General features: G+C 41.2%; 14 protein-coding genes and 3 pseudogenes. 14 read left to right on the top strand and 3 right to left on the bottom strand.

What is annotated here, in order from left to right; translation table 11 throughout:
• Nucleotides 1-8: 8 nt before the first annotated feature.
• The 11 genes and pseudogenes from D368_RS17240 to D368_RS17190 all read left to right on the top strand — a co-directional run bounded on the left by D368_RS17240 (nt 9) and on the right by D368_RS17190 (nt 14,967).
• Nucleotides 9-615: pseudogene (locus D368_RS17240) on the top strand (major tail protein).
• A 61-nt stretch (nt 616-676) separates the two neighbouring features.
• A complete protein-coding gene (gene gpG / locus D368_RS17235) occupies nt 677-1,054 on the top strand; it encodes a phage tail assembly chaperone G (protein ID WP_014418189.1) in 378 nt (125 codons plus the stop codon).
• Nucleotides 1,055-1,251: 197 nt separating this feature from the next.
• Entirely contained in the window at nt 1,252-5,739 is a 4,488-nt protein-coding gene (locus D368_RS17230; RefSeq protein WP_101562201.1) for a phage tail tape measure protein, read from the top strand.
• Entirely contained in the window at nt 5,733-6,572 is an 840-nt protein-coding gene (locus D368_RS17225; protein ID WP_038458884.1) for a phage tail family protein, read from the top strand. The genes D368_RS17230 and D368_RS17225 overlap by 7 nt, the downstream gene beginning before the upstream one ends.
• Before the next feature lie 14 nt (nt 6,573-6,586).
• A pseudogene (locus D368_RS17220) lies at nt 6,587-8,288 on the top strand (phage tail spike protein).
• 53 nt (nt 8,289-8,341) lie between these two features.
• Nucleotides 8,342-10,906 carry a peptidase G2 autoproteolytic cleavage domain-containing protein gene (locus D368_RS17215; RefSeq protein WP_128575012.1) on the top strand — a complete coding sequence of 855 codons (2,565 nt, stop codon included), beginning with the start codon at nt 8,342-8,344 and terminating at the stop codon, nt 10,904-10,906.
• Between the two features lie 14 nt (nt 10,907-10,920).
• The gene (locus tag D368_RS17210; protein ID WP_128575011.1) at nt 10,921-12,744 is read left to right on the top strand and encodes a BppU family phage baseplate upper protein; all 1,824 of its coding nucleotides are present in this window, start codon (nt 10,921-10,923) and stop codon (nt 12,742-12,744) included.
• Complete coding sequence (locus D368_RS20325) at nt 12,741-12,905, top strand: hypothetical protein (protein WP_486129290.1); 165 nt, start codon at nt 12,741-12,743, stop codon at nt 12,903-12,905. The genes D368_RS17210 and D368_RS20325 overlap by 4 nt, the downstream gene beginning before the upstream one ends.
• A gap of 196 nt (nt 12,906-13,101) precedes the next feature.
• Nucleotides 13,102-13,287, top strand: coding sequence for an XkdX family protein (locus tag D368_RS17200; RefSeq protein ID WP_032863638.1), 186 nt, complete (start codon nt 13,102-13,104; stop codon nt 13,285-13,287).
• A gap of 49 nt (nt 13,288-13,336) precedes the next feature.
• Nucleotides 13,337-13,758: pseudogene (locus tag D368_RS17195) on the top strand (phage holin family protein).
• A 45-nt stretch (nt 13,759-13,803) separates the two neighbouring features.
• On the top strand, nt 13,804-14,967 hold the full coding sequence (locus tag D368_RS17190) for an N-acetylmuramoyl-L-alanine amidase (RefSeq protein ID WP_128575010.1): 1,164 nt from the start codon (nt 13,804-13,806) through the stop codon (nt 14,965-14,967).
• A 194-nt stretch (nt 14,968-15,161) separates the two neighbouring features.
• Here D368_RS17190 and D368_RS17185 read toward each other — a convergent pair whose 3' ends face one another.
• Both D368_RS17185 and D368_RS17180 read right to left on the bottom strand, forming a co-directional pair.
• Nucleotides 15,162-15,470, bottom strand: a complete 309-nt coding sequence (locus D368_RS17185) for a hypothetical protein (protein ID WP_128575009.1) — start codon at nt 15,468-15,470, stop codon at nt 15,162-15,164.
• The gene (locus tag D368_RS17180; RefSeq protein WP_128575008.1) at nt 15,467-15,688 is read right to left on the bottom strand and encodes a hypothetical protein; all 222 of its coding nucleotides are present in this window, start codon (nt 15,686-15,688) and stop codon (nt 15,467-15,469) included. The genes D368_RS17185 and D368_RS17180 overlap by 4 nt, the downstream gene beginning before the upstream one ends.
• A 1,242-nt stretch (nt 15,689-16,930) precedes the next feature.
• On the opposite strand from D368_RS17180, the gene D368_RS17170 reads away from it, so the two are divergent.
• Nucleotides 16,931-18,364 (top strand): glycosyltransferase, encoded by a 1,434-nt coding sequence (locus D368_RS17170; RefSeq protein ID WP_486129289.1) that lies wholly within the window; start codon nt 16,931-16,933, stop codon nt 18,362-18,364.
• A gap of 275 nt (nt 18,365-18,639) precedes the next feature.
• Here the strand turns inward: D368_RS17170 and D368_RS17165 are convergent, their stop codons facing one another.
• On the bottom strand, nt 18,640-19,269 hold the full coding sequence (locus D368_RS17165) for a DUF3862 domain-containing protein (protein ID WP_128575006.1): 630 nt from the start codon (nt 19,267-19,269) through the stop codon (nt 18,640-18,642).
• A 179-nt stretch (nt 19,270-19,448) separates the two neighbouring features.
• Here D368_RS17165 and D368_RS20320 point away from each other — a divergent pair, with 179 nt between their 5' ends.
• On the top strand, nt 19,449-19,592 hold the full coding sequence (locus D368_RS20320) for a hypothetical protein (protein ID WP_162918044.1): 144 nt from the start codon (nt 19,449-19,451) through the stop codon (nt 19,590-19,592).
• Between the two features lie 248 nt (nt 19,593-19,840).
• Nucleotides 19,841-20,071, top strand: coding sequence for a MerR family transcriptional regulator (locus D368_RS17155; protein ID WP_094295966.1), 231 nt, complete (start codon nt 19,841-19,843; stop codon nt 20,069-20,071).
• Nucleotides 20,072-20,224 lie beyond the last annotated feature (153 nt).

The following is a 20,224-nucleotide window of genomic DNA, read 5'->3' as shown; positions in this document are numbered from 1 at the left end:
GTTTTATGATGCCTGAATACAGCTCAATGGTGGGATTAGAAGGCGTTCAATACGCACCATTAAAAAAGAAAACGGTTTGTGGGTTGCCAGCAAGATTGTCGACTATCCACATGCGATAAATGCAAAGATGGCAACTGATTCATCTACAGAAAAGCAATATGCTGATAACAAGGTAGTTGACCTTGCTGTTTCAACTGGTTCAACGAAATTAGACTTAGAGATGAGAGATGTTCCGCCAGAGCACCTTGTCAATTTGTTTGGGATAGAGGAAACCACAGACGGACTGTATTTATTTAAGAAGAATGTTACTCCGCCTTGGATTGCTATGACTTTCTTTGGTGTGAAAGCTAATGGAAAAAGACGATATGTCGGCTTAGTCCAAGGTCGGTTTACACTGCCTGATGACGACTGGAATACAAAAAAGAAAAAGTGGACTTTCAAACTTCTAAGTTGTCAGCTGAATTTCTTGAAAGAGACCAGGATGATGTATATAAAGTGATCGCGGATGAAGATGCTCCTAATTTCGATTTAGATAAGTTTTATGAAAAAGTGTATGGCAGTGCCTATACATCATCCACTGCCGATCAAAAAACAAGTACGGATCTAGGTGCTTAACTTAGGGATTAGGGAAGCTTAAGAGCTTCCCTTTGTATTCGCATGAAAAGGAGGAGTCAACATGGCTCAAAAACATATTTCTATTAAACTATGGTTCGAAGATGAAAAGAAATTCAAAACATTTATTGCACCCCGGACCAATACAAAAACACTTCTTGAAGCATTACGATTAAATGCAGAAGCGGAAAAAACAGCGGATAATTTGGAGAAAAGCATCAAAATCCTCGAAAAACAGCTGCAATTTATTGTTGGGATATTCCGCAATCAATTTACTTATGATCAATTATTTGAGGGGCTGGAATCTTTTGAAGTGGCGAAAGAAGTGAGCCGCATTCTCTCGGAAGTTGCCGGCTATAAAGAAATTGAGGCTGCTGATCAGGATTTTTTGCCGGAACAGACGGAGAAGAATACACCTACGAGCGCGGAATCGAGCAAATAAATGAAATTTACGCCACTCTCCTGCAACAAGGGTGGAGTATGAGCGCAATTGACGAGATGGACATATATCACTATTTAGAGATATTGACAGAAACCAATAAACCAGAAGAAGTGAAATTTGAAGATGTCTTCTTTTAGACGGGCTTATAGCCTGTCTTTTTTTGTTGAATCTTTGCCAGGAAAGCGGGGTGGATACATATGGCTCAACCTATAGGAAATATGGTCGTTAAGGTCGGTCTTGATGATACAGGATTTAACCGGGGTATTGAAGGCTTAAAAAGGCAGATGCGCCTGGCAAATTCAGAAATGAAGGCAGCCGGGAGCATTTATAAAAATGCTGGCAACCAATCAAAGCTCTTGCAATCACAGATGGAGGGCTTAAGCAATAAGTATAAGATTCAAGGCAGATTAGTCCAAGAACACCGTCAACGGTATGAAGAACTGGTCAGGCAGAAAGGAAAAGACAATCGAGAGACACAGATTCAAGCGCGGCGTTTGAATGATGCTATTGCGGTCCATGAGAATCTCGGAAAAGAGCTGAATAAAGTCGGCAAAGAGTTTCAAACCATGTCAGACAGCAGCAGTCGGGCTGCAGGCGTTTTTTCTGTTTTTAAAAAGGATTCAAAGAATGTATCAGAAGAGCTGAACGCTGTTTATAAATCCGCAACAGCCACAGGAAAGGCGTTAGCGGGGATTGGTGCCGCCGGAGCGCTTGGGATCGGTGCAACCGTTAAGGCCGCAGCAAGCTTCGAGAAAGATATGAGCCGTGTCGCCGCATTGGCGAACGCAACGGATGATCAAATGGCATCATTAACAGAAACAGCCCGGCATCTCGGCGCTGTCACACAGTACACGGATGGGCAAGTAGCTGAAGGCATGCAGTATTTAGCGATGGCCGGCTATAAGACGAACCAAATTATCGGTGCTATGCCCGGCTTGCTTGCAACGGCTGCCGCCGGACAAACCGACCTCGGCGTTACGGCTGATATTGTTTCTGACATCTTAACTGAATTTCATATTAAGGCAGAGGACACAAACCGTGTAGCTGATGCAATGACGTATACGTTCACGAACTCCAATGCCACTTTGCAAGAGATTGGCCAAACAATGAAATACGCGGCTCCGGCTGCTAAAACAGCAGGTGTCAGCATGGAAGAGTTGGCCGCGGCGACCGGTATTATGGCAAACAGCGGAATTAAAGCAGACATGGCCGGAACAGCCCTTCGAGCAACGCTGACCCGTTTGGCGGCTCCGCCTAAGCCGGCGGCTTCCGCAATTGAGGAATTAGGTCTGAAAGTGACGGACTCTACTGGCAAGATGCGCCCGCTGGCCGACATCATGGGACAGATCACAGAAAAGACAAAAAATTATACTGAAACAGAACAAATCCGAATCGCCAAGCAGCTTGCCGGACAGAATGCTCTATCAGGTTTTATCACACTCATGCATGCAGGGAAAGATAAACTGCAAGAATTTACAGCGGAAATAGAAAACAGCGGCGGCATTGCTGAAAAAGTAGCTGACGAGCAGATGGACAATCTGGCTGGATCTGTAGATTATCTGAAATCTGCAGCAAATAACGCCGTCATCACCATGGGAAACCAGTTTATACCGATCATCAGAGCTACTACTGACGGTCTGACTTCATTAGTGACGTGGTTCGATGCCTTACCGCACTCCGTCGCAAGCACTATTGCTATTACGGCCGGAGCGGTAACGGTATTTTCTCTTTTTGGCGGGGCTGCCTTGCTGTTAATCGGGGCATTACCGAGAATCGCAGCAGGATGGAACATGCTCCGCACAGCGGGGGGATATTTAACCGGTAACGTCAATCGGGCATCGGCAAGTCTCGGTATTTATACGACTGAAGCCGTTGCGGCAGGCGCTGCATCCCGAACAGCGGCAGCTGGCATTGCGACAACTTCTACTGCGGCAACGGTAGCAGCCACCCGGATGGAAAGACTCAACCAAACAAACGCCGTGGCAGCGACACGAGTGGGCCGACTGGAGCTATCGACAAATAGAAGCTCGAAAGCGATGCGCGGGCTTGGCGGGGCATCCCGGGTGGCCGGTACTGGGCTTACTCTATTCGGAGGTCCAATCGGGACAATTGCCGGACTCGTTCTTACCTTTGCTCCTGAGCTGTTAAAGTTCGGTGCCGGAATTATCAAAACCGGATTAAATGCCGTAAAAGGGGCAGGCGGATTTATGAAGCTTGCAAAAAGCGGTTTCGGCCTGTTTAACATACTCAAAAAAGGCACTGCCGTTGTCGGTCTTTTACGTGGCGGACTCGGATTGTTAGGCGGACCAGTCGGCGCGCTAATTACGGGTGTGACTCTTTTAGCTGATGCCGGATTTAAGTATTACGACAATTTAAAGAAACGAGTGCTCCCGGCAACAATTGATTTTGGAGACGGTGTATCAAAATCCACAGCAAAAGCCGTCAACGCCTATGAAGACATGAACATTGAGGTTACAGCCAAGCTGAACACCCTGAAAGCGACCAATGCTACCATCACGAACGACATCGCAGATGACATGTCAAAGCGCTTTAAAGACATGGGAGATTCTTTGAAAAACGGATACAAAACCAGCGCGACCAATGCAACTAAAGTGCTGAAAGAATTTTATGCTTCTAATAACGGAATGTCTGATAAAGAAGAAAATAAAATCATTGGCAAAATTGATGCTTATAACGAGAAAAAACAAAAGAAGATCCAAAAGTATGTTGATCGAGTAGATGAAATTTATAAGACTGCCGCCCGCGAAAATCGAAAAACCACGGAAAAAGAGAATAAAGAAATAGCAAAAATCCAAATTGCAATGCTCTCTGAAATGGAGACTGCGCTCTCACGAAGCAAGGCTGAGCAGATAAAGATATCTAAAAAGTTGAAAGAAGAGGCGTCTAATCTTTCTGCTAAACAAGCGGCTGCTGTTATAAAAGACAGTAACAAGGCAAAAGAGAAAACAATTAAAGCAGCTAAGAAACAACGTGATGCCGTTATTGATGCCGCGGATGAGCAACGTTATGTAAAAGGGTCAATTTCTCAAGAAGAACACGATAAAACCGTGGAAAACGCAAGGAGTCAGGCTAAAAAGACAATTAAAGAAGCAAAAGAAACTCATAAAGGTGTCGTAGAAGAGGCAAAAAAACAAGCTGCTGGGCATATTAGCGAGGTTAATACAGAAACTGGAGAGGTACTCGGCGTATGGGATCTATTTAAAGTAGACTTGGCTGAGAGAGTTAATGCTGTTACTGGCTGGATCAATAACATTTTAGAATTTATGCACATGGATACTATCCCAGAGTGGAAGCCTGCTGGATACGATAACCGTCAGCCTTCCTCTATGCAAATTGCACCGGGAGTAGCCTATGCCAAAGGAACAGACTTTCACCCCGGCGGTCGGGCATTAGTCGGGGAAGAAGGGTGGGAGCTTGCTCACACGCCTGGCATCGGCACTTACATTGTCGGAATGGGCGGCCCGCAAGTGTGGGATCTTCCGCGTGGTACGTCTGTTCTTCCGCACGCTCAGTCGAAAGAAGCAGCCGCCACAGGGCTTCCCGGTTATGCAAATGGGGTCGGAAACTTCTTCAAAAATGCGTTTGAGGGGTCGAAAAAGCTGGTGAAAGGCGCTGTCTCTGTCGGCAAGAATGTCATTGGCAAAACGAAGGACGTCGCCTCTGACGTTATGGATATGATTATCAAAGGACCGCAAAAGATAATCAGCAGCATTTTCAAAGGCATGATCCCGTTTAAAACAGGAACCGGTATAGATGGATTAGGGACTGGTATTCTCAAAACGCTAAAAAGCGGTGCCCTTCAATTCTTAAAAGGGGTCTTGCCGGATGTGGGATTTTTTACGGCCGATGCCTACAAAGGCGCAACAGGGTCTGCTCAGGTGCAAAAATGGGTAACGGAAGCCGTCGGCATCGCTGGTGTCCCGTTTTCATGGATTCCCGGCTTAATCACGGTTGCCATGAAAGAGTCAGGAGGTAATCCGAATGCCATTAACCTTACAGATTCCAATGCAAGAGCAGGAAATCCGTCAAGGGGGTTAATGCAGACCATTCCGAGTACGTTTTCTTCTAACGCATTTCCGGGTCATAACAACATACTTAATCCGGTGGACAACATTCTGGCGGCCATTAATTACATCAAAGGGCGATATGGAGATATATCAAATCATCCCGGCTTGAAATCAATGGCGCGCGGCGGCCCGTATGTGGGGTATGCAAAGGGCGGTACTTCTCCGGGGCGCGGCGGCTCCAAGCTCGCTGTCCTCAACGAAAGAGGATACGATGAAACCACCATTACGAAAGATCCTGCATACCGCGAAAGGAATATCGGATTGTGGGCGCGGGTTGGACGTGAGCTTGGCGTACTGCCTTCACTGCAAGAAGGGATGATCTCAAAGGCATTGCTATTGCTTCAAAAAGTATCCGCGGCACAGCCTGAAAATGATAAAAGCCTCAATATTGATATGACTCGGGTCGTGGAGAATCAAGAGAGGCAAATCAGTATGATGGGGCAGCAGATCGACGCTCTCCAGCAGAACATTCAGCTACTGCAACAACTGGTCTTAAAAGATAACAATACCTATATTGACGGTGCTCGAGTAGACCAAACGAGTGCTGACCGATATAGAAGAAAACAATATAGAAACGGGGGTAAGCCGGCTTGGTAAAACTATATTTGGATTTTGATAACGGATTGGGGGAGCAGAGCCTTGACAGCTTGCTCCCTCAATTTGAAGTGTTGAGTTTTTTGGCGGAGGCGCCGGCTATCAATCGGGAAACAATTATGATCCCGCGGCGTCATGGTGTTATCTCAGCACAGCATCCACGTGATGTGACCTACTCATCAAGAAAAGTCACTGTAGAAATATATTTGAATTCGAAAATTCACAGTAATTTTTACATGCTTAGGCATCAGCTCTATGCTTTATTGGTAAAGCCATTTGCCTATTATATTTCTACTGACTTATGGCCGAATCGCCGTTTCCTTGTCACGTGTGATGGGAATTTCAGCATCCCCAAAGAAAAGGAGAAAACACATACTGTTTTTTCGGTCGAGTTTACCAATATTACCGGAATGGCAGAATCTAAACATTCAACCAAAACAGCGCAGACTCAGTCAGGAGAGAACTGGAACATCGGTATGAACCTGCAATCAGATGACAACCTGGCCTATTATTTTAAGAATCAGAAACGTTTCTCTGTCTTTAATTCCGGAGACGTCCAAATCAATCCATTAGATCACGCGTATAACGTCCTATTGAACGCCAAGGGGAAGAATGTAACGCTAATCAATCATACTAATGGCGAGAAATTAACGATTGAAAAAGAGTTGAAGAAGTCACAGCAGGTATCATTTTTAAAGCAATACGCGCTGCTCAATAATAAACCGATAAAAACATCTGGACGTCTGCCGAATCTCGAAATTGGCTGGAATGAGTTTGAAATTCAAAATGCCGATGATTTTGTCATAGAATTTGACACACGGTTTTACTACTTGTAAGGCAGGCGGTATATATGGCGAATACAGATTTTATTAAAGAGATTGCCGGCGACGCCCAGCAAATATATAAAAAGCACCGTATTCTCGCATCACTGATCATTGCGCAAGGATGCTTAGAAAGCGCTTGGGGCACAAGTGAATTGGCGACAAAAGGGCATAATCTTTTCGGTATGAAGGGCGAATACAACGGCCAATATGTCATTATGCAGACATGGGAAGTTATCAACGGAGAAAATGTACAAGTTCCGGCTAAATTCAGGAAATACCCTTCATGGAAAGAATCTATACAAGACTTGGCGAACCTGTACTTAAATGGCCTTAGCTGGGACAAAAACCATTATAAAGCTGTCGTCGGGGAAACAGACTATCAGAAAGCAACTGCGGCTCTCGTCAAAGCCGGGTATGCTACCGACCCAAATTACGCAACAAAATTGAACAGCCTCATTTTCACCTATAAATTAACGAAATATGATACAACCGAGGGAGTACCAGACGAACCGAGTAATCCGAGTACACCAGATCCTGAGCCAGACATACCAAGTAAAGAATATGATGGTAAAGACATTACGCTGAATCAAAATTTGCCGAAAGACGTTTATTTCCCTCAACTGCATGTTTCCAGCCAAGACGGAAATCAAGTGGTCGAAGTCATTGGTGCCGATCCGGATCTATTAGATGACACCACCGGAAAAAAGATATTGAGTTTACGATCACTCGGACTGCTGATAATGGCATTGAATATGATTTGCTCATAAATGACAATATCCTTTATTTGGACGAAAAAAATTCAACCATCAAAAATACTTTATTACGATGGTTGAGGTTGATCAGGAAAAAACACTCAGCAAGAAAGTTTCTGCAAGCCATGTTTTCGTTGCTGTTTTGAATAACCATTATGTAGAAGCGACGATCAGCGGCACACTGACTGTACGAAAAATGCTTGATTTCACATTGAAGGGGACGAAATTCTCTTACATTTTCAAAGACAAGGAAAGTGAATTTAAAAGTGTGGAGCAGGAGAATTTTGGTGATAAGTTCGCGAATGAGCTGATAAGCGAAATTGTGGAAGACTACGGCTTAGAGCTTGATGTGGATAATTACAAGATATACGTTTATAAAAAGATGGGAAAGCGTATCAATCACACTCTCGACTCTCGTTATAATATGCCCGGCATTAAAATTAAAACATCGACAGACGGCTGCTCTACCCGAGCACGGGGATACGGAGCAATAAAGGAAAACAGCAGCACCGACAGCAAAAAAACGGAGTACGTCTTTGAGCCGGTCCTTTACAAGCACCCTGACGAAAATAAGTTCCTGCTTGATGGCATGCCGCGGTGGGCTGAGCCACTGCGCGACGAGCGCTATAAAAAAGAGTCCAGCATGATGGAGGCGCTTAAAAAATACGTGAATCCTTACCCGAAAATGGAGATCGAAGTGGATTATGAATACATCTATGAGCCAAAGCTTCTTGACATACAAGATGATTTTTGGAAAGGAGACACACTTCATGTGTTGGCTGATACAGTTTATGGCGTAACCTATGAAGACGATGTCCGGCTGCTTTCCATTCAATATAAGCCCTTAAATCCATATGCAAAGCCAACATTGAACTTTGCTAATTTCCGTAAAGATATTCAGGATATCCGGATGGAGCAAGAAAAGCGATTAAAAGATCAAAAGCGTTATGTACAAAAACTGAGAATGATGATTTAGAAGCGCTCTTTTTAAGAGTGTTTTTTATTTTGTCTTGAAAGGAGAGTGACACATTGGGATTCAAGTTAATCAAGGATTATGACACCACTAGAAACGCAAGGTATATTGCTGAACAAAGAGCAGATGCTGAGACCGTTGAAAATGGATTGAATAGTCTTGAAAACGAGATAAACAGCCATAAGAAGAGCAAAAAAGCCCACTCGTCGGAGCAAATTGATCATGGCGGATTTTCTTTACGCTCATATATCGATGGTCTATATAACCGGATTCGCAACCTGATTTTAAATGCTGATGGAACTAATGTAAAAGAAGTAGTAGATGCACGGGTTGATGCTGAAGGAAATATAACCCCTTTGCTCAAGGAGCGGCTGGATAAAGAATATAACAAGCTTCTCCAAAAGATTAAACGAACCGTCAATGTAGATGACTTCGGTGCTGATCCAACCGGAGAAAGCGATAGTTCAGAAGCGTTTAAAAGGGCAATTGGTACTGGTAAGGTTCGCCTTATGCTATCAGCCGGCACATATGTTGTTAAAGGAGTCAAACTTCCGTCTTGGACATATATGATTGGTCAAGGTATGGGTGTCACTACACTAAAGCTCCATGAAGATACACCGGCCAGCGAGTGGGTTGTTACAAATGCTGATCATACGTTAGGCAACCGGAATATTGTTGTAGAAGGTATGTCTCTTGATTGGAATCCTGAACGACAAGGAGGCGTAGGTGCGACCGGGGGGATACATTCAAGCTGCTTGACATTTGCGCAAGTCAAGTTCGGTATCATCCGTGAAGTTGAGGGTATTAATCCGGGGTTGCATTGCTTCGATATAACTGCACCGACATATGATATAACTGCTAATAATTATACCGCAACTGGCAGTAAGTATATTTGGATTGACCGCTGTGTTGGCTCTGGTTATGGTGACGATGGCATTACCACACACTACAGCGAATACGTTTTCATTACACATAATGTTATGACAAACCCTACCGGGAAGGCACATCGTAAAGGCGGGGCCAATTCAAACGGTATTGAAGTAGATGATGGTTCTAAGCATATCTGGGTGATTGATAACTATACTGAAGGTAACGTCCGCGGGGTAGAAGTTAAGGCCCATGCAGAATGGCCGGCACCTTGTAACGTCCATATTCGAGGTCATGAATCCTTTCGGGACGTCCGATCATTTGATTTGCGACACATTGGGCATCATTTAGCGACGGATCCGTGGAGTGAGACTGCACGTGATGTGACGTTAGTAGACTGCACGTCAAGAGAACCAAGGTTCAATTCGCTTTATGAAGGACTAGCTCCAAAGGCGCTAGTTGTTTCGGCATATCAGAGAGTGAAAATCATTGGTTTTACAGCGATTGGGGATCCGACATACGACTATAAAGGAGATTCAGTTATTGCATTTCAATATAAAAGTCGAAAGATAAACGTTACCAATCTTCAAGTAACTGGATTTAAAACTGCTGAATATGACATTCGGATTGTTGGCGGCGATCAACGAACAGATGATGTCTTCATTTCCGATTTTGTAAGCCATGAATCAGCACCTAACGGGATCGGAATAGGAGGCGGCGTATACAATGTAAATTTAGTTAATGGTTTACTGCACGGCTCGAATGGTATAGCTGGCATTACATCGCCGAATACTCAAACGAACATCCTTGCAGTAAGGGCTTATGGCTATAGAAACGCGGCAGTATTAGGTGACCAAAAGCACTCTGTCGTTCCAAATAACGTCAAAGGCGGTTTCCGCGCAGCAACATCTTCCGGGCATCCACTTACGAAGTACAGTGCTATCATTGCAAATACCGGATCAACAATTGCAAAGGGTGAACGAAATCTGATTGCTGGTAACGCAGGTGGAGCATCTACAGAAGGATCACGAAATGGCGTTATGTTTTCGTACGATTCGCATACGACCGGAGACGGAGCTTCTTCCGGCGTTATGTTTTCAAAGGCTACAAAGAATAGTAAATCTTATTCCCTTGCGATGGGGCACGGTGATGGCAGCGCATCAGAAGCGAATAAAAAGATTGAACTTAATGCTAAAAATGGGACTGTTCGAGCTACAGGCGCTATTGAAAGTGTGTCTAATTTAAAGGACTTAGCGGAGTATTTTGAATCTGCTGACGGATCAAAGATTGAGGCATCTTATCTTGTTGCGTTAGAAGGCGATAAGATTCGTAAAGCTCATGTAGGGGACAAGATTCTTGGCGTTGTTTCAAAAACAGCCGGCGTTGTGCTCGGTGGAGCATCGTTTTATTGGAATGATCGTTATCTTCGCGATGAATTTGGCGGACTGGTTTATCGTGAGGTGAATGATGGAAATGAAATTCTTCAGATCCCTGTTGAAAATCCGAATTATAAGCCTGAAGCGGAATACAAACCAAGAGAGGAAAGGGACGAGTGGCATGTAATCGGTTTGATCGGTCAAGTCTTCGTTAGGATCGACGAAACAGTAACAGTCGGCGATAGTGTTTCTGCCATCAATGGTGTTGCAACAAAGGCGGAAAGCGCCGGATACGGAACTGTTATGAAAATCAAAATTCCGTTCGATGTGAAAAAAGGTTACGGGGTAGCGCAGATGCTAGTTACGCCGCAGCATTAAGGGAGGAATCAAAGATGTATAAAACGGGGAGTGTGTCATTCGATATTAATGCCGGACGGTCAAACGGCCGAACCACTAACATACAATTTATGACGCAAGATACGGGCAGCGCCAAGCTGTCCTTTTCTTTTGTGAAGGATGGCGTACCATTGCCTTTGTCAGCATTGGATGCAAAAATCGTTCTGCTATATGCTGACGGATCATTTTATAAAAAGAGTCTTACGCTTATAGACAAAGTCAATGGTACAGCTGAATACATTTTGTCTGATGAGGAACTAAAGCATTACGGAACAGTTAAGGCCGAAATCAAACTATATTATACAAACGGACAATCCCTGGTAACTTCATTTTTCACCTTTTCTATCGCTAAAACGTTAGAAGATCAGAACATCGTTCCGACAGCTGACTACTACATTGACGACTTTGAAACGCTGAGAGACGGGGTAACCCAAACCGTTAAAGAAATCAGTCAAACCGTTGGGGAATTACGGGAGAAATTTGCCGATCTCGAAGCTGTTGAAACGAAAAAGGGCTCGCAAGAAAAGGCTGACGCTGTTCAGGCGAATCTTGATAAGCATTCAAAGGATAAAAGTAACCCACATGGAGTAACAAAAGCGCAGATAGGGCTATCTGCCGTAACAAATGACGTACAAGCAAAGAAAGAGGATTTTGACAAACACACCTCTGACACTTCAAATCCGCACAAGGTTACTGCGGCACAAGTTGGACTTGATAAAGTCGATAATATCAAACAGGCTGATTACTATGCTTTTCGACAACACGATAACAACGGAGAAAGACATACATCAAAAGTTGAAAAGGATAAATGGAATGCAGGACAGCTCTTTAAATTAACGGAAGATAATGGGCTGGCGAAGTATCTAAGCGGTGCTGATTTCAATACTGTAACGGATACAGGCTTATACTATATGAGCAGTGTCACGACAGCATTAAATGCGCCCGTGAATAATAACGGGTATCTGTTCGTCCACAACTACGGAACGTATGCATATCAGGAATATACGTCCTATAGCAGCAGCGACTCAACGTCGTCAGGCCGCCGAAAGTTTATGCGTAATAAAATCTCAGGCTCGGATTCTTGGACGTCATGGCGTGAGTTTGAGTCAGTGGAAGGGGCGCAGTCAAAAGTCGATGTTCATGCCGATAAAACGGACATTCACGTAACAAAAACTGAAAAAGACAAGTGGAATGGCGGCCAGATGACGAAGTTGACAAAGGATGACGGAAAACGAACACAATTAGTAAATGAGACAGACGTTCTAGCGTTAAGTTCAGGTTATTATTATGCGAATGGCACATCAGTTAAAAACAATCCTGTTGTGAATGATAGCTCATGGTTTAACTATGATGTTATCGAAGGCGATTCCGGAAGAAAGTCTATCATAGCTTGGCGTAGCTATGATAACACTTTATGGCATACCACGGTTCATACTAACGGTGTTTTTAAAGGATGGAAACGGCTCATTACAAATAATGATTTTGAAAATCCTGTGTGGCAAAATATTACGCTGAAAAACGGTGCTACCGTGGGGACACGCACGCCAATATATGCAAAATCGGGTTCTTTGTTGTTATTACGAGGTCACGTAAGGGTAGATGCAGAAATTATTTTTGGGTCAATACCAGTTGAGTACACGCCGATAGGAGGGGCTGTCGTTTCGGTTGCTCTAAGCGGAACAGGGGGAACGGCAAATTTGATTGTATACGATGATGGCGACTTAAAGATTAAATATCCAACGCCACTTGATTCAAATAGATTAGATGGTTTTTATATAGATGTATCTGTGCCGCTACAAACTGGAGGAACTGCAACATGATTCAAGCATACAAGTATGGAGAAGATTTTATTTTTATCGGACCTTCTATTATTGGCGAAGTAGATGAGCAAGGAAATTATATTATTCCTGAAAATTGCACGCTAATTCAACCACCTTCATTTTTCAAGGCGAAATTTGATCCTAAAAACAGGTATGGATAGAATCGGCTACACGAGAAGAAAAGAATTCTATATTAGAGCACGCAAAAAATGTTCAGGGACCAACGGCTGTTGATATTTTAAAACAGCAGAATGCTGTCATTATGGAGCAGTTGGCAGAAGCTCAAAGCGCAGCCGAGGAACAGTCAAGAATATTGGCTGACTTGCTTCTTATGTTGGCAGAGGGAGGAAAAGCATAATGGATTGGTTTACAAATATCAAGACCATTTATGGATGGGGCCGGAATTATTATACAAACGCGAATGTCGCCCGTTTTGTTGAATTGAACAGAATTACTGAAGAGCAATATAAACAAATCACTGGTTTAACCTATCCCGCTACAGAACAGCCAATCAGTGTGGATGTGGGCGGGACCGGGAGCTAATAAACACCCTAGAGGTGTTTTTATTTTGCCTCGAAGGAGGTGATTAACAATGGAGGGAATACAAGTGATGTTGAATGTTGAAAGCTTACAGATAGCAAGAACATATCTATTCGGGGAGGTGAAATACCTTGACTTGCTTCTGATCCTCAGCATCTTGGATGTTATTACTGGCATTATCAAAGCGTGGAAAATGAAGCAGCTCCGGAGCCGCAGTGCATGGTTTGGATATGTGCGGAAGATGCTCAGTTTTATGGTGGTCATCGTCGCCAACATTATTGACACGATAACAAATTTGAACGGTGTTCTGACCTTTGGAACCGTTCTTTTTATATCGCAAATGAGGGCCTGTCCATCACGGAAAACTTGGCACAGATCGGCGTTAAAATTCCGGCCGTCATCACTGACCGGCTTCACGTAATTGAAAGCGACAACGATCAGACAAAAGAAAAAGATGATCAGGCGGCTGGTTAATCCGGCTGCTTTTTTGAATTCAAAAACAGAATAGGAGAGATTTTTATGTCAGCATACAGAAACCAATATATTGATATTAACAAATGGACGCGGCCGGGAATCAAAAACAACGGCGTGAAGAAACTGGTGGTGCATTACACGGCAAACCCCGGCGCGCCTGCTGCCAATCATTATAGATACTTTGGTCAAACGCTTCCCGCCCAGAACAGAAATCTATCTGAGAAAAAACAGACATTTGCATCTGCACATATTTTTGTCGATCGCACAGAGGCTATTTGCATCATTCCGTTGAATGAAGTGGCCTATCATGCGAATGACGTTCAGCAATTCGTCAACGGGCAGCCTTACCGGGGTGTCGCGGCGCTGAAGCCTAATGCGAATTTCTTATCTATAGGCGTGGAGCTTTGCATCGAAAAGAACGGCACTTTCCATCCAGATACCATTGCCCGTGCAGAACAAGTTTGTGCCGAGCTGTGCAAAATGTATAAACTTGATCCGATCAATGACATCGTGCGGCACTATGACATTACACACAAAATCTGTCCGGCCCCATGGGTAAGCAGATCACAAGGGTTTACTGATTTCAAGAATGGAGTAAAAGCACGATTAGGTAGGGTAGTAATTAACAAACCAACTAACAACAAATCAAAAACCAACACCGATTCGAATAAAGGCCGTTTCATCAAAAACACGGTGGTTTCAAGTGATGGCCTTGTTCTGCGTACACAACGGAGCGCCTCTTCTTCCATGGTGCTTAACCTGCCGAATGGCACGGTTGTAAAATATCAGCTTGGATCAACTGTTAACGGATGGGGATATGTCGAATACACCAATTCAAAAGGCCAGACATTCCACGGATATGTGAATGTCTCCTATATCAAAAGCGATAACGAGCTGAAAAGCGACGGCAAAAAGAAGGTAAAAGCCTCAAAGCCTAAAACCACTCAAAAATCAAAATTCAGCCTGCCTGCGGGTATTTTTAAAGTCACAAACCCGTTAACCCGAGGGGAATCTGTAAAACAGATCCAGACTGCGTTAGCGGCTCTTCATTATTATCCGGATAAAAACGCAAAAAATTTTGGTATTGATGGTGCGTATGGACCGAAGACGGCGAATGCAGTGAAACGTTTACAGTCAATGTATGGGCTTCGTCAAGACGGCATTTACGGACCAGATACAAAGGCGAAACTTGAAGCATTATTGAAGTAGCAGAAAGAATTTTTGGGAGGTTATATGTAGTGATTATTATGAACATCCAACTGTTTAGAGGCCAATATAAATATAAAACGAGGGGATAATGAGATTAGCAGAGGGTCTAAATTAGATTAAGATATAAAAAAGAGGCATAAGTTAGAATTTTTATGCCTCTTTTTATATTGATTAGTGTATTAGCTTTTTCTTTTTCATACCCACTTACCGTCGATTGTAACTGTATTGTACATTGATTTCCCGATTTCTAAATCAGTGTCACACCAGCCATTCGTTACTTTATGGTATTTGGTGCTTCCAGCATGAATATATCCTTTAATACTTAATCGGTATGGATATGATGATCCAGAAGATGAATAACCATCAGTGATAATCTTACCGCCTGGTTTTACTGTAGTAATAACATTTTTGCCAGAAAAAATACGAGATTGGCGATGAAGGACTTTAAATGCAATTCCTCCATGGGCAGATGTTCCGTACTTCGCTATATAAGCTTTTGTCAAAAATGCACCAGTGGCAGCACTTGGTTTGACGTATCCTTGTCGCCAACCTGAAGGTGAATAAAAACCGATTGAAACTGCACCATTTGCTTCTGTAAACGTCCCATAAAAACAAATAATTCATTAGAATTAACTGTTCCGACTTTAGATCCCCATGTAGTTAATCCGTAATTTGAGTAGACCGGAACGCTTGACCCTTTTTTGTTAATACAAATAGTCATAAAAAAGCTCCTCTCCTTATTTAGTTTCTTGAGTGCTACTATTCTATCCCGTAATTTAAAAATGTAAATGTAAAATTAGAATTCCGTGTATTGATTATGTATCTTATAGCTTAGAGAATTTGGAATAGACTAAGGAAAACGATGAAAAGAAAGAGAAAAATAAAAGATCATTAAATAATTAATGATCTTTGGATTGCAAATAGTTAGCTCAATCGTTTGTAAGGAGATATTTTTCAGAAATTACATTTTGAAGGTGTTTTCGAAGTTTAATAATTCTTTGGTTAGCGGCTTGACGAGAAATTTGGTGTTTTGCTGCATATTCTGAAACAGAAAAAGTCTCTCTGTCAAGTATTACTTGAAGTACGTCTCTATCTTGTGGAGGTGTATTCTCTAGAAGAATTCTAACAAGTTCATTTGATTCAAGATTGCTCAGTGAATAATCAATTGTTGGCAATATGTCAATTAGTTTAAGGTCTTTGTTATTTACTAGGGTATCTATAGATAAAATCCCTTTATTTTATTTTTAAAGTGTATCTAGAATACGTTACATTACGTACTCCCTTTTTCAATTTGTAATGTAGATATGTTGAGAAACACGTTCCGTAATTGAAATCATAACCTTCATATGCTCTCCAAAGTTCAATTTCTAACTCTTGAGAAAAATCTTCCTCATCAATAAAGTTAAAAACAAATTTATTATTAGTTTGTTTTATTGTTTTTTTATCATCGGCAGAAAATGTTTTCTCGTTTCTTCAAACGTTAATTTTAAGGCTCGTCCATCAGATAGTAAAATTGTTTTCAAACCATCAATCCTCCACAATACAGTAACTAATCTCAACAAATATAGAACGTATGTTCTCGTTTTATTCTAACATAACTCTAAAAATAGTGAAAGTTAAGAACTTTCGGAGGTCTTGTTTGATTACACAAAAAATAACTCAGTACCTTGCTGATGGCCTTTCATTACTAAAGACAGAACATACAGTATGAATTTTAGATGATGAATGGCTTAATTTCTGACGGTATTTATAGGTCATAAACCAGACTTAAGTTTTGATCGATTAAAGACCCCTTCTTAATACAAGGAGGGTTTTTCTGTAATTGTTCTCTTTTTATATGACTATTTCATTAAAATTTCATTTATAGTAATATAATCTAGTGAAAAAATATGAAAAGGGGATAAAATATGTCTCTCGTTAGTCCGGTTTTTTGTTTAATTCCTTAAATACAAAAAGAGGCGGTATGACCAAAGCAACAATACATAGAGCGAATACACTCGTTTCAGAGTATAAAGAAACTCAATTTCTAACCATTCTTTTTCAAAAGAATCATAAAAGTATCATTCAAAATCTTTATAATGCCAATGAACTCGATGAAAGAGTGAAGGTTTATAATTTATTCAATGATCTAGATCCTTCTAAGAACAGTAAAGAAGATCATCGTATAAAAGGGGATCCGAATAAAGAAGAAGAAGGCTTCATCGTTTTTAAAGCAAACAATGCTTTTCGTTACTTCAAAGATGGTCTGTATGTAAAGTACAAAAAGTTCGATAGCAATGGACGGCTTGCATATATTGATTACATGAATGAAGCTCGACACAGGCTTCGCAGAGAAGAATATAACGAGGATGGTTATTTAGTACGTGAACGCCAAATGGATTTGTTCAGCAACAAACCAAAGTTAGACCGTTATTTCGGAAAGGATGGGAAATGTTATCTCACAACATGGTTAAAGCCTAAAGATGAAGAGATATTCCGCTGCAATCTTTTCTATCCCGAGCCTTTAGAATTTAAGAACCTAGAAGACCTGGCGGCATATTGGATAGCTAATCGAACAAAAGAGATTGAATCACCAATCATCATGTCTGACAACCCTAAAAATTTCAGTTTATTATTGGATAAAAGATTATCTGATGTGAGAAAAGTTGTTGTGTTGCACACTAATCATTACGATTTAAATGAGAAGGGTGAATTTGAATTAAGTCAACAATATAATGCTTTATTCAAGAACCCTGATAAATTTGATCAGATTGTTTTTTTGACTGAGGAACAAAAAAATGACTTTTCAAACGAGTTTGGAGAGCGGTTGAATTATCGCGTTATTCCACATGGAATAAGTAAACCCGACACTGAGAAGGATAATTCTAAGGTTAATCCGCACCTAGCGGTAACTTTGTCCCGCTATCATAAAGAAAAGGGTCTAGAGGAAGCTATAAAGGCATTCAAAAAAGTAGTTGATGTTATTCCAGATGCGAAATACGAAATTTATGGTGTGGGTGAGCATGAAACATACTTCCAAGAACTAATTGAAAAATTAAACTTAACGAAAAATATTGAATTAAAAGGGTTTACAGACAACAAAATTGAGGTTTATCAAAAAGCAGCTTGTTCAATACTCACTTCAAAATCTGAAGGATTTGGACTAACCATTCTTGAAAGCTTAGCCGCAGGTACACCAGTAACATCATATGATATTAAATACGGCCCTAAAGATATGATACAGAACGAGAAAAATGGTTATCTTGTTAAAACCCAAAATGAATTGGCAGACAGGGTAATAAAAATCATGTCTGAAGAAAAGACAAGAAAACGTTTGTCTAAGAGCACAAAGTCTATATTTAAAGGATTTGACCAGAAAGTTTACCAGAAAGCATGGTTTGCCTTGTTGAATGAATAAAAAAACAGCTCCTTCTATCAGATGAAGGGGCTGTTTGTTGTATGAGACTCTTTAAGGTTGATCATTGAAAACACATATCTTTAGTTTATTTTATTGCAAAGGTGGTTGGTATGCTTGATCGGCAATAATGAAATGACTTCCAGATCTTACATATGAATTTTTTGCGAGGACGGCATTGTCATTTAAGTAGGGAATTTTCCAAAATATGATCAGTTGGTCAACACTTTTTACTTTGTCGCTTATTCGAGCAGCTAGATCTTCGCTATACGTCTGCGTTATTTTTTTGCTCTTTCGGGAGTATTTTTCAGATTAAATGACAAATGAACTAATGCTATGTATTGCTTTTCTTTATTTTTACTCATATCTTGATTCAATTCGATTTTATCGACAGAGACGTTTTTTAAATTGTTTTCAACTAAATCATTGATTTGATCTTCTTCTGTTTCATTTTCTATAACAGTAGTCGTATTCTCATCTTCATTCTGTTCATCTTCTCGCTTACTAATTAAGCCTGTTTCAGATATAAAATTTAATTCATCATCGTCAAATTCCAGAGTAACTGTTGATCCACTTTCTAACCCATCTTTCCCTGAATAAACGTATTCTTTAGAACCTGCATATAAATTGCTTTCTGACCTAGCTTTCCCGCCAACTATCTTCTTAACTTCCTCATAAGTCATGCCTTCTTTAATTTTATGAAATGTTTGTGGAGTAATAGCTGCTTCATGTTCATCTCCAAATTTAAAAATGAATCTGTTTGAAAGAGACATTAGAAGCAGGATTGACAAGCATCCAATCGTAAGTTGAATTCCAAATTTTCTAGTAGACTTTAAAACAACTAGACACAACCCCATGAATATTCCAACTATCATTAGGGCTGCAAATAGTGAATAAAATAAAGACATAACTTCCTCCTAGATTTAAACGATGATTCCATTTTAAAGGAATTGAGGATGTTTATCTATATTTTTATTTTGCGGAGATATGAATAAAAAATTTTCAATAAAGGAGATTATTTCACGTAAACCTATTGACTGTTGTAAATAGGTTTGGTATAATAAAAGTATCGAAAGGAGGTGCTAAAGTGGACGAGATCAGAAACATAGTTCTTATCATCGCTGGAATCGTAACCATTGTCAAAAATATTTATGATATTTGGCAGAAGGAAAGCGAGAAGCGAGAGAAGAACAGAAAAAAGCGCTCCCGCCGGACAAGCAAGAAGCGCTAAAACATAGTAAGACAAGGGGAGTAATCCCCTTGCTCCTACATTATATCACGTCCACGATGATATGAAAAAATATTTAGAGCACTACAATACATTAGATATGACGACGTTGTTTATTATATTAGTGGGTATTGTTGCAATTGATTTTGAAACAGCTGGAACATTGGGGAAGATTGCAGTTGTCATCTTATATATGGCTGCGATCGTCACCATACTAAAAGGTTTTATTCTAATTTGGAGAGAGAACAGACATGACAGAAAATGAAAAGATACAGTTCATTCAAAAAGAAGTACTGACTGCAGCGGAAACCGGAGAATTGCTCGGTATCACGAGGCAGCGTTTAAGCGCTCTTGTGAGCTCTGGGAAATTGAATCCGGTTAAGAAAGTAGGAACAGTGAGTTTATTTCTTCTGAGCCATGTTGAGGCACAAAAAAAAGAACTGGAAGCTGGTCGGAAGAAGTATCGGCCGTATGATGATTAATGATTTATATTTCGAAAAAAATAACACAAAAATAACAAAAATCACATCCAAGGATGAAAATGCGTGAATTCGTTTCTGCTTAAGAAGTGCTCAAAAGTGTGAATTTAAAGGGAATTAACACGTTATGAAAGTGTGCGGTAAGTGAACAACTTA

The sequence above is a fragment of the Paenibacillus lentimorbus NRRL B-30488 genome (genome assembly GCF_000411595.1).
Lineage (GTDB): Bacteria > Bacillota > Bacilli > Bacillales > Bacillaceae > Bacillus > Bacillus velezensis.
The sequence above is the reverse complement of the archived record's forward strand: the minus strand, read 5'-3'. Positions and strand labels throughout refer to the sequence as shown.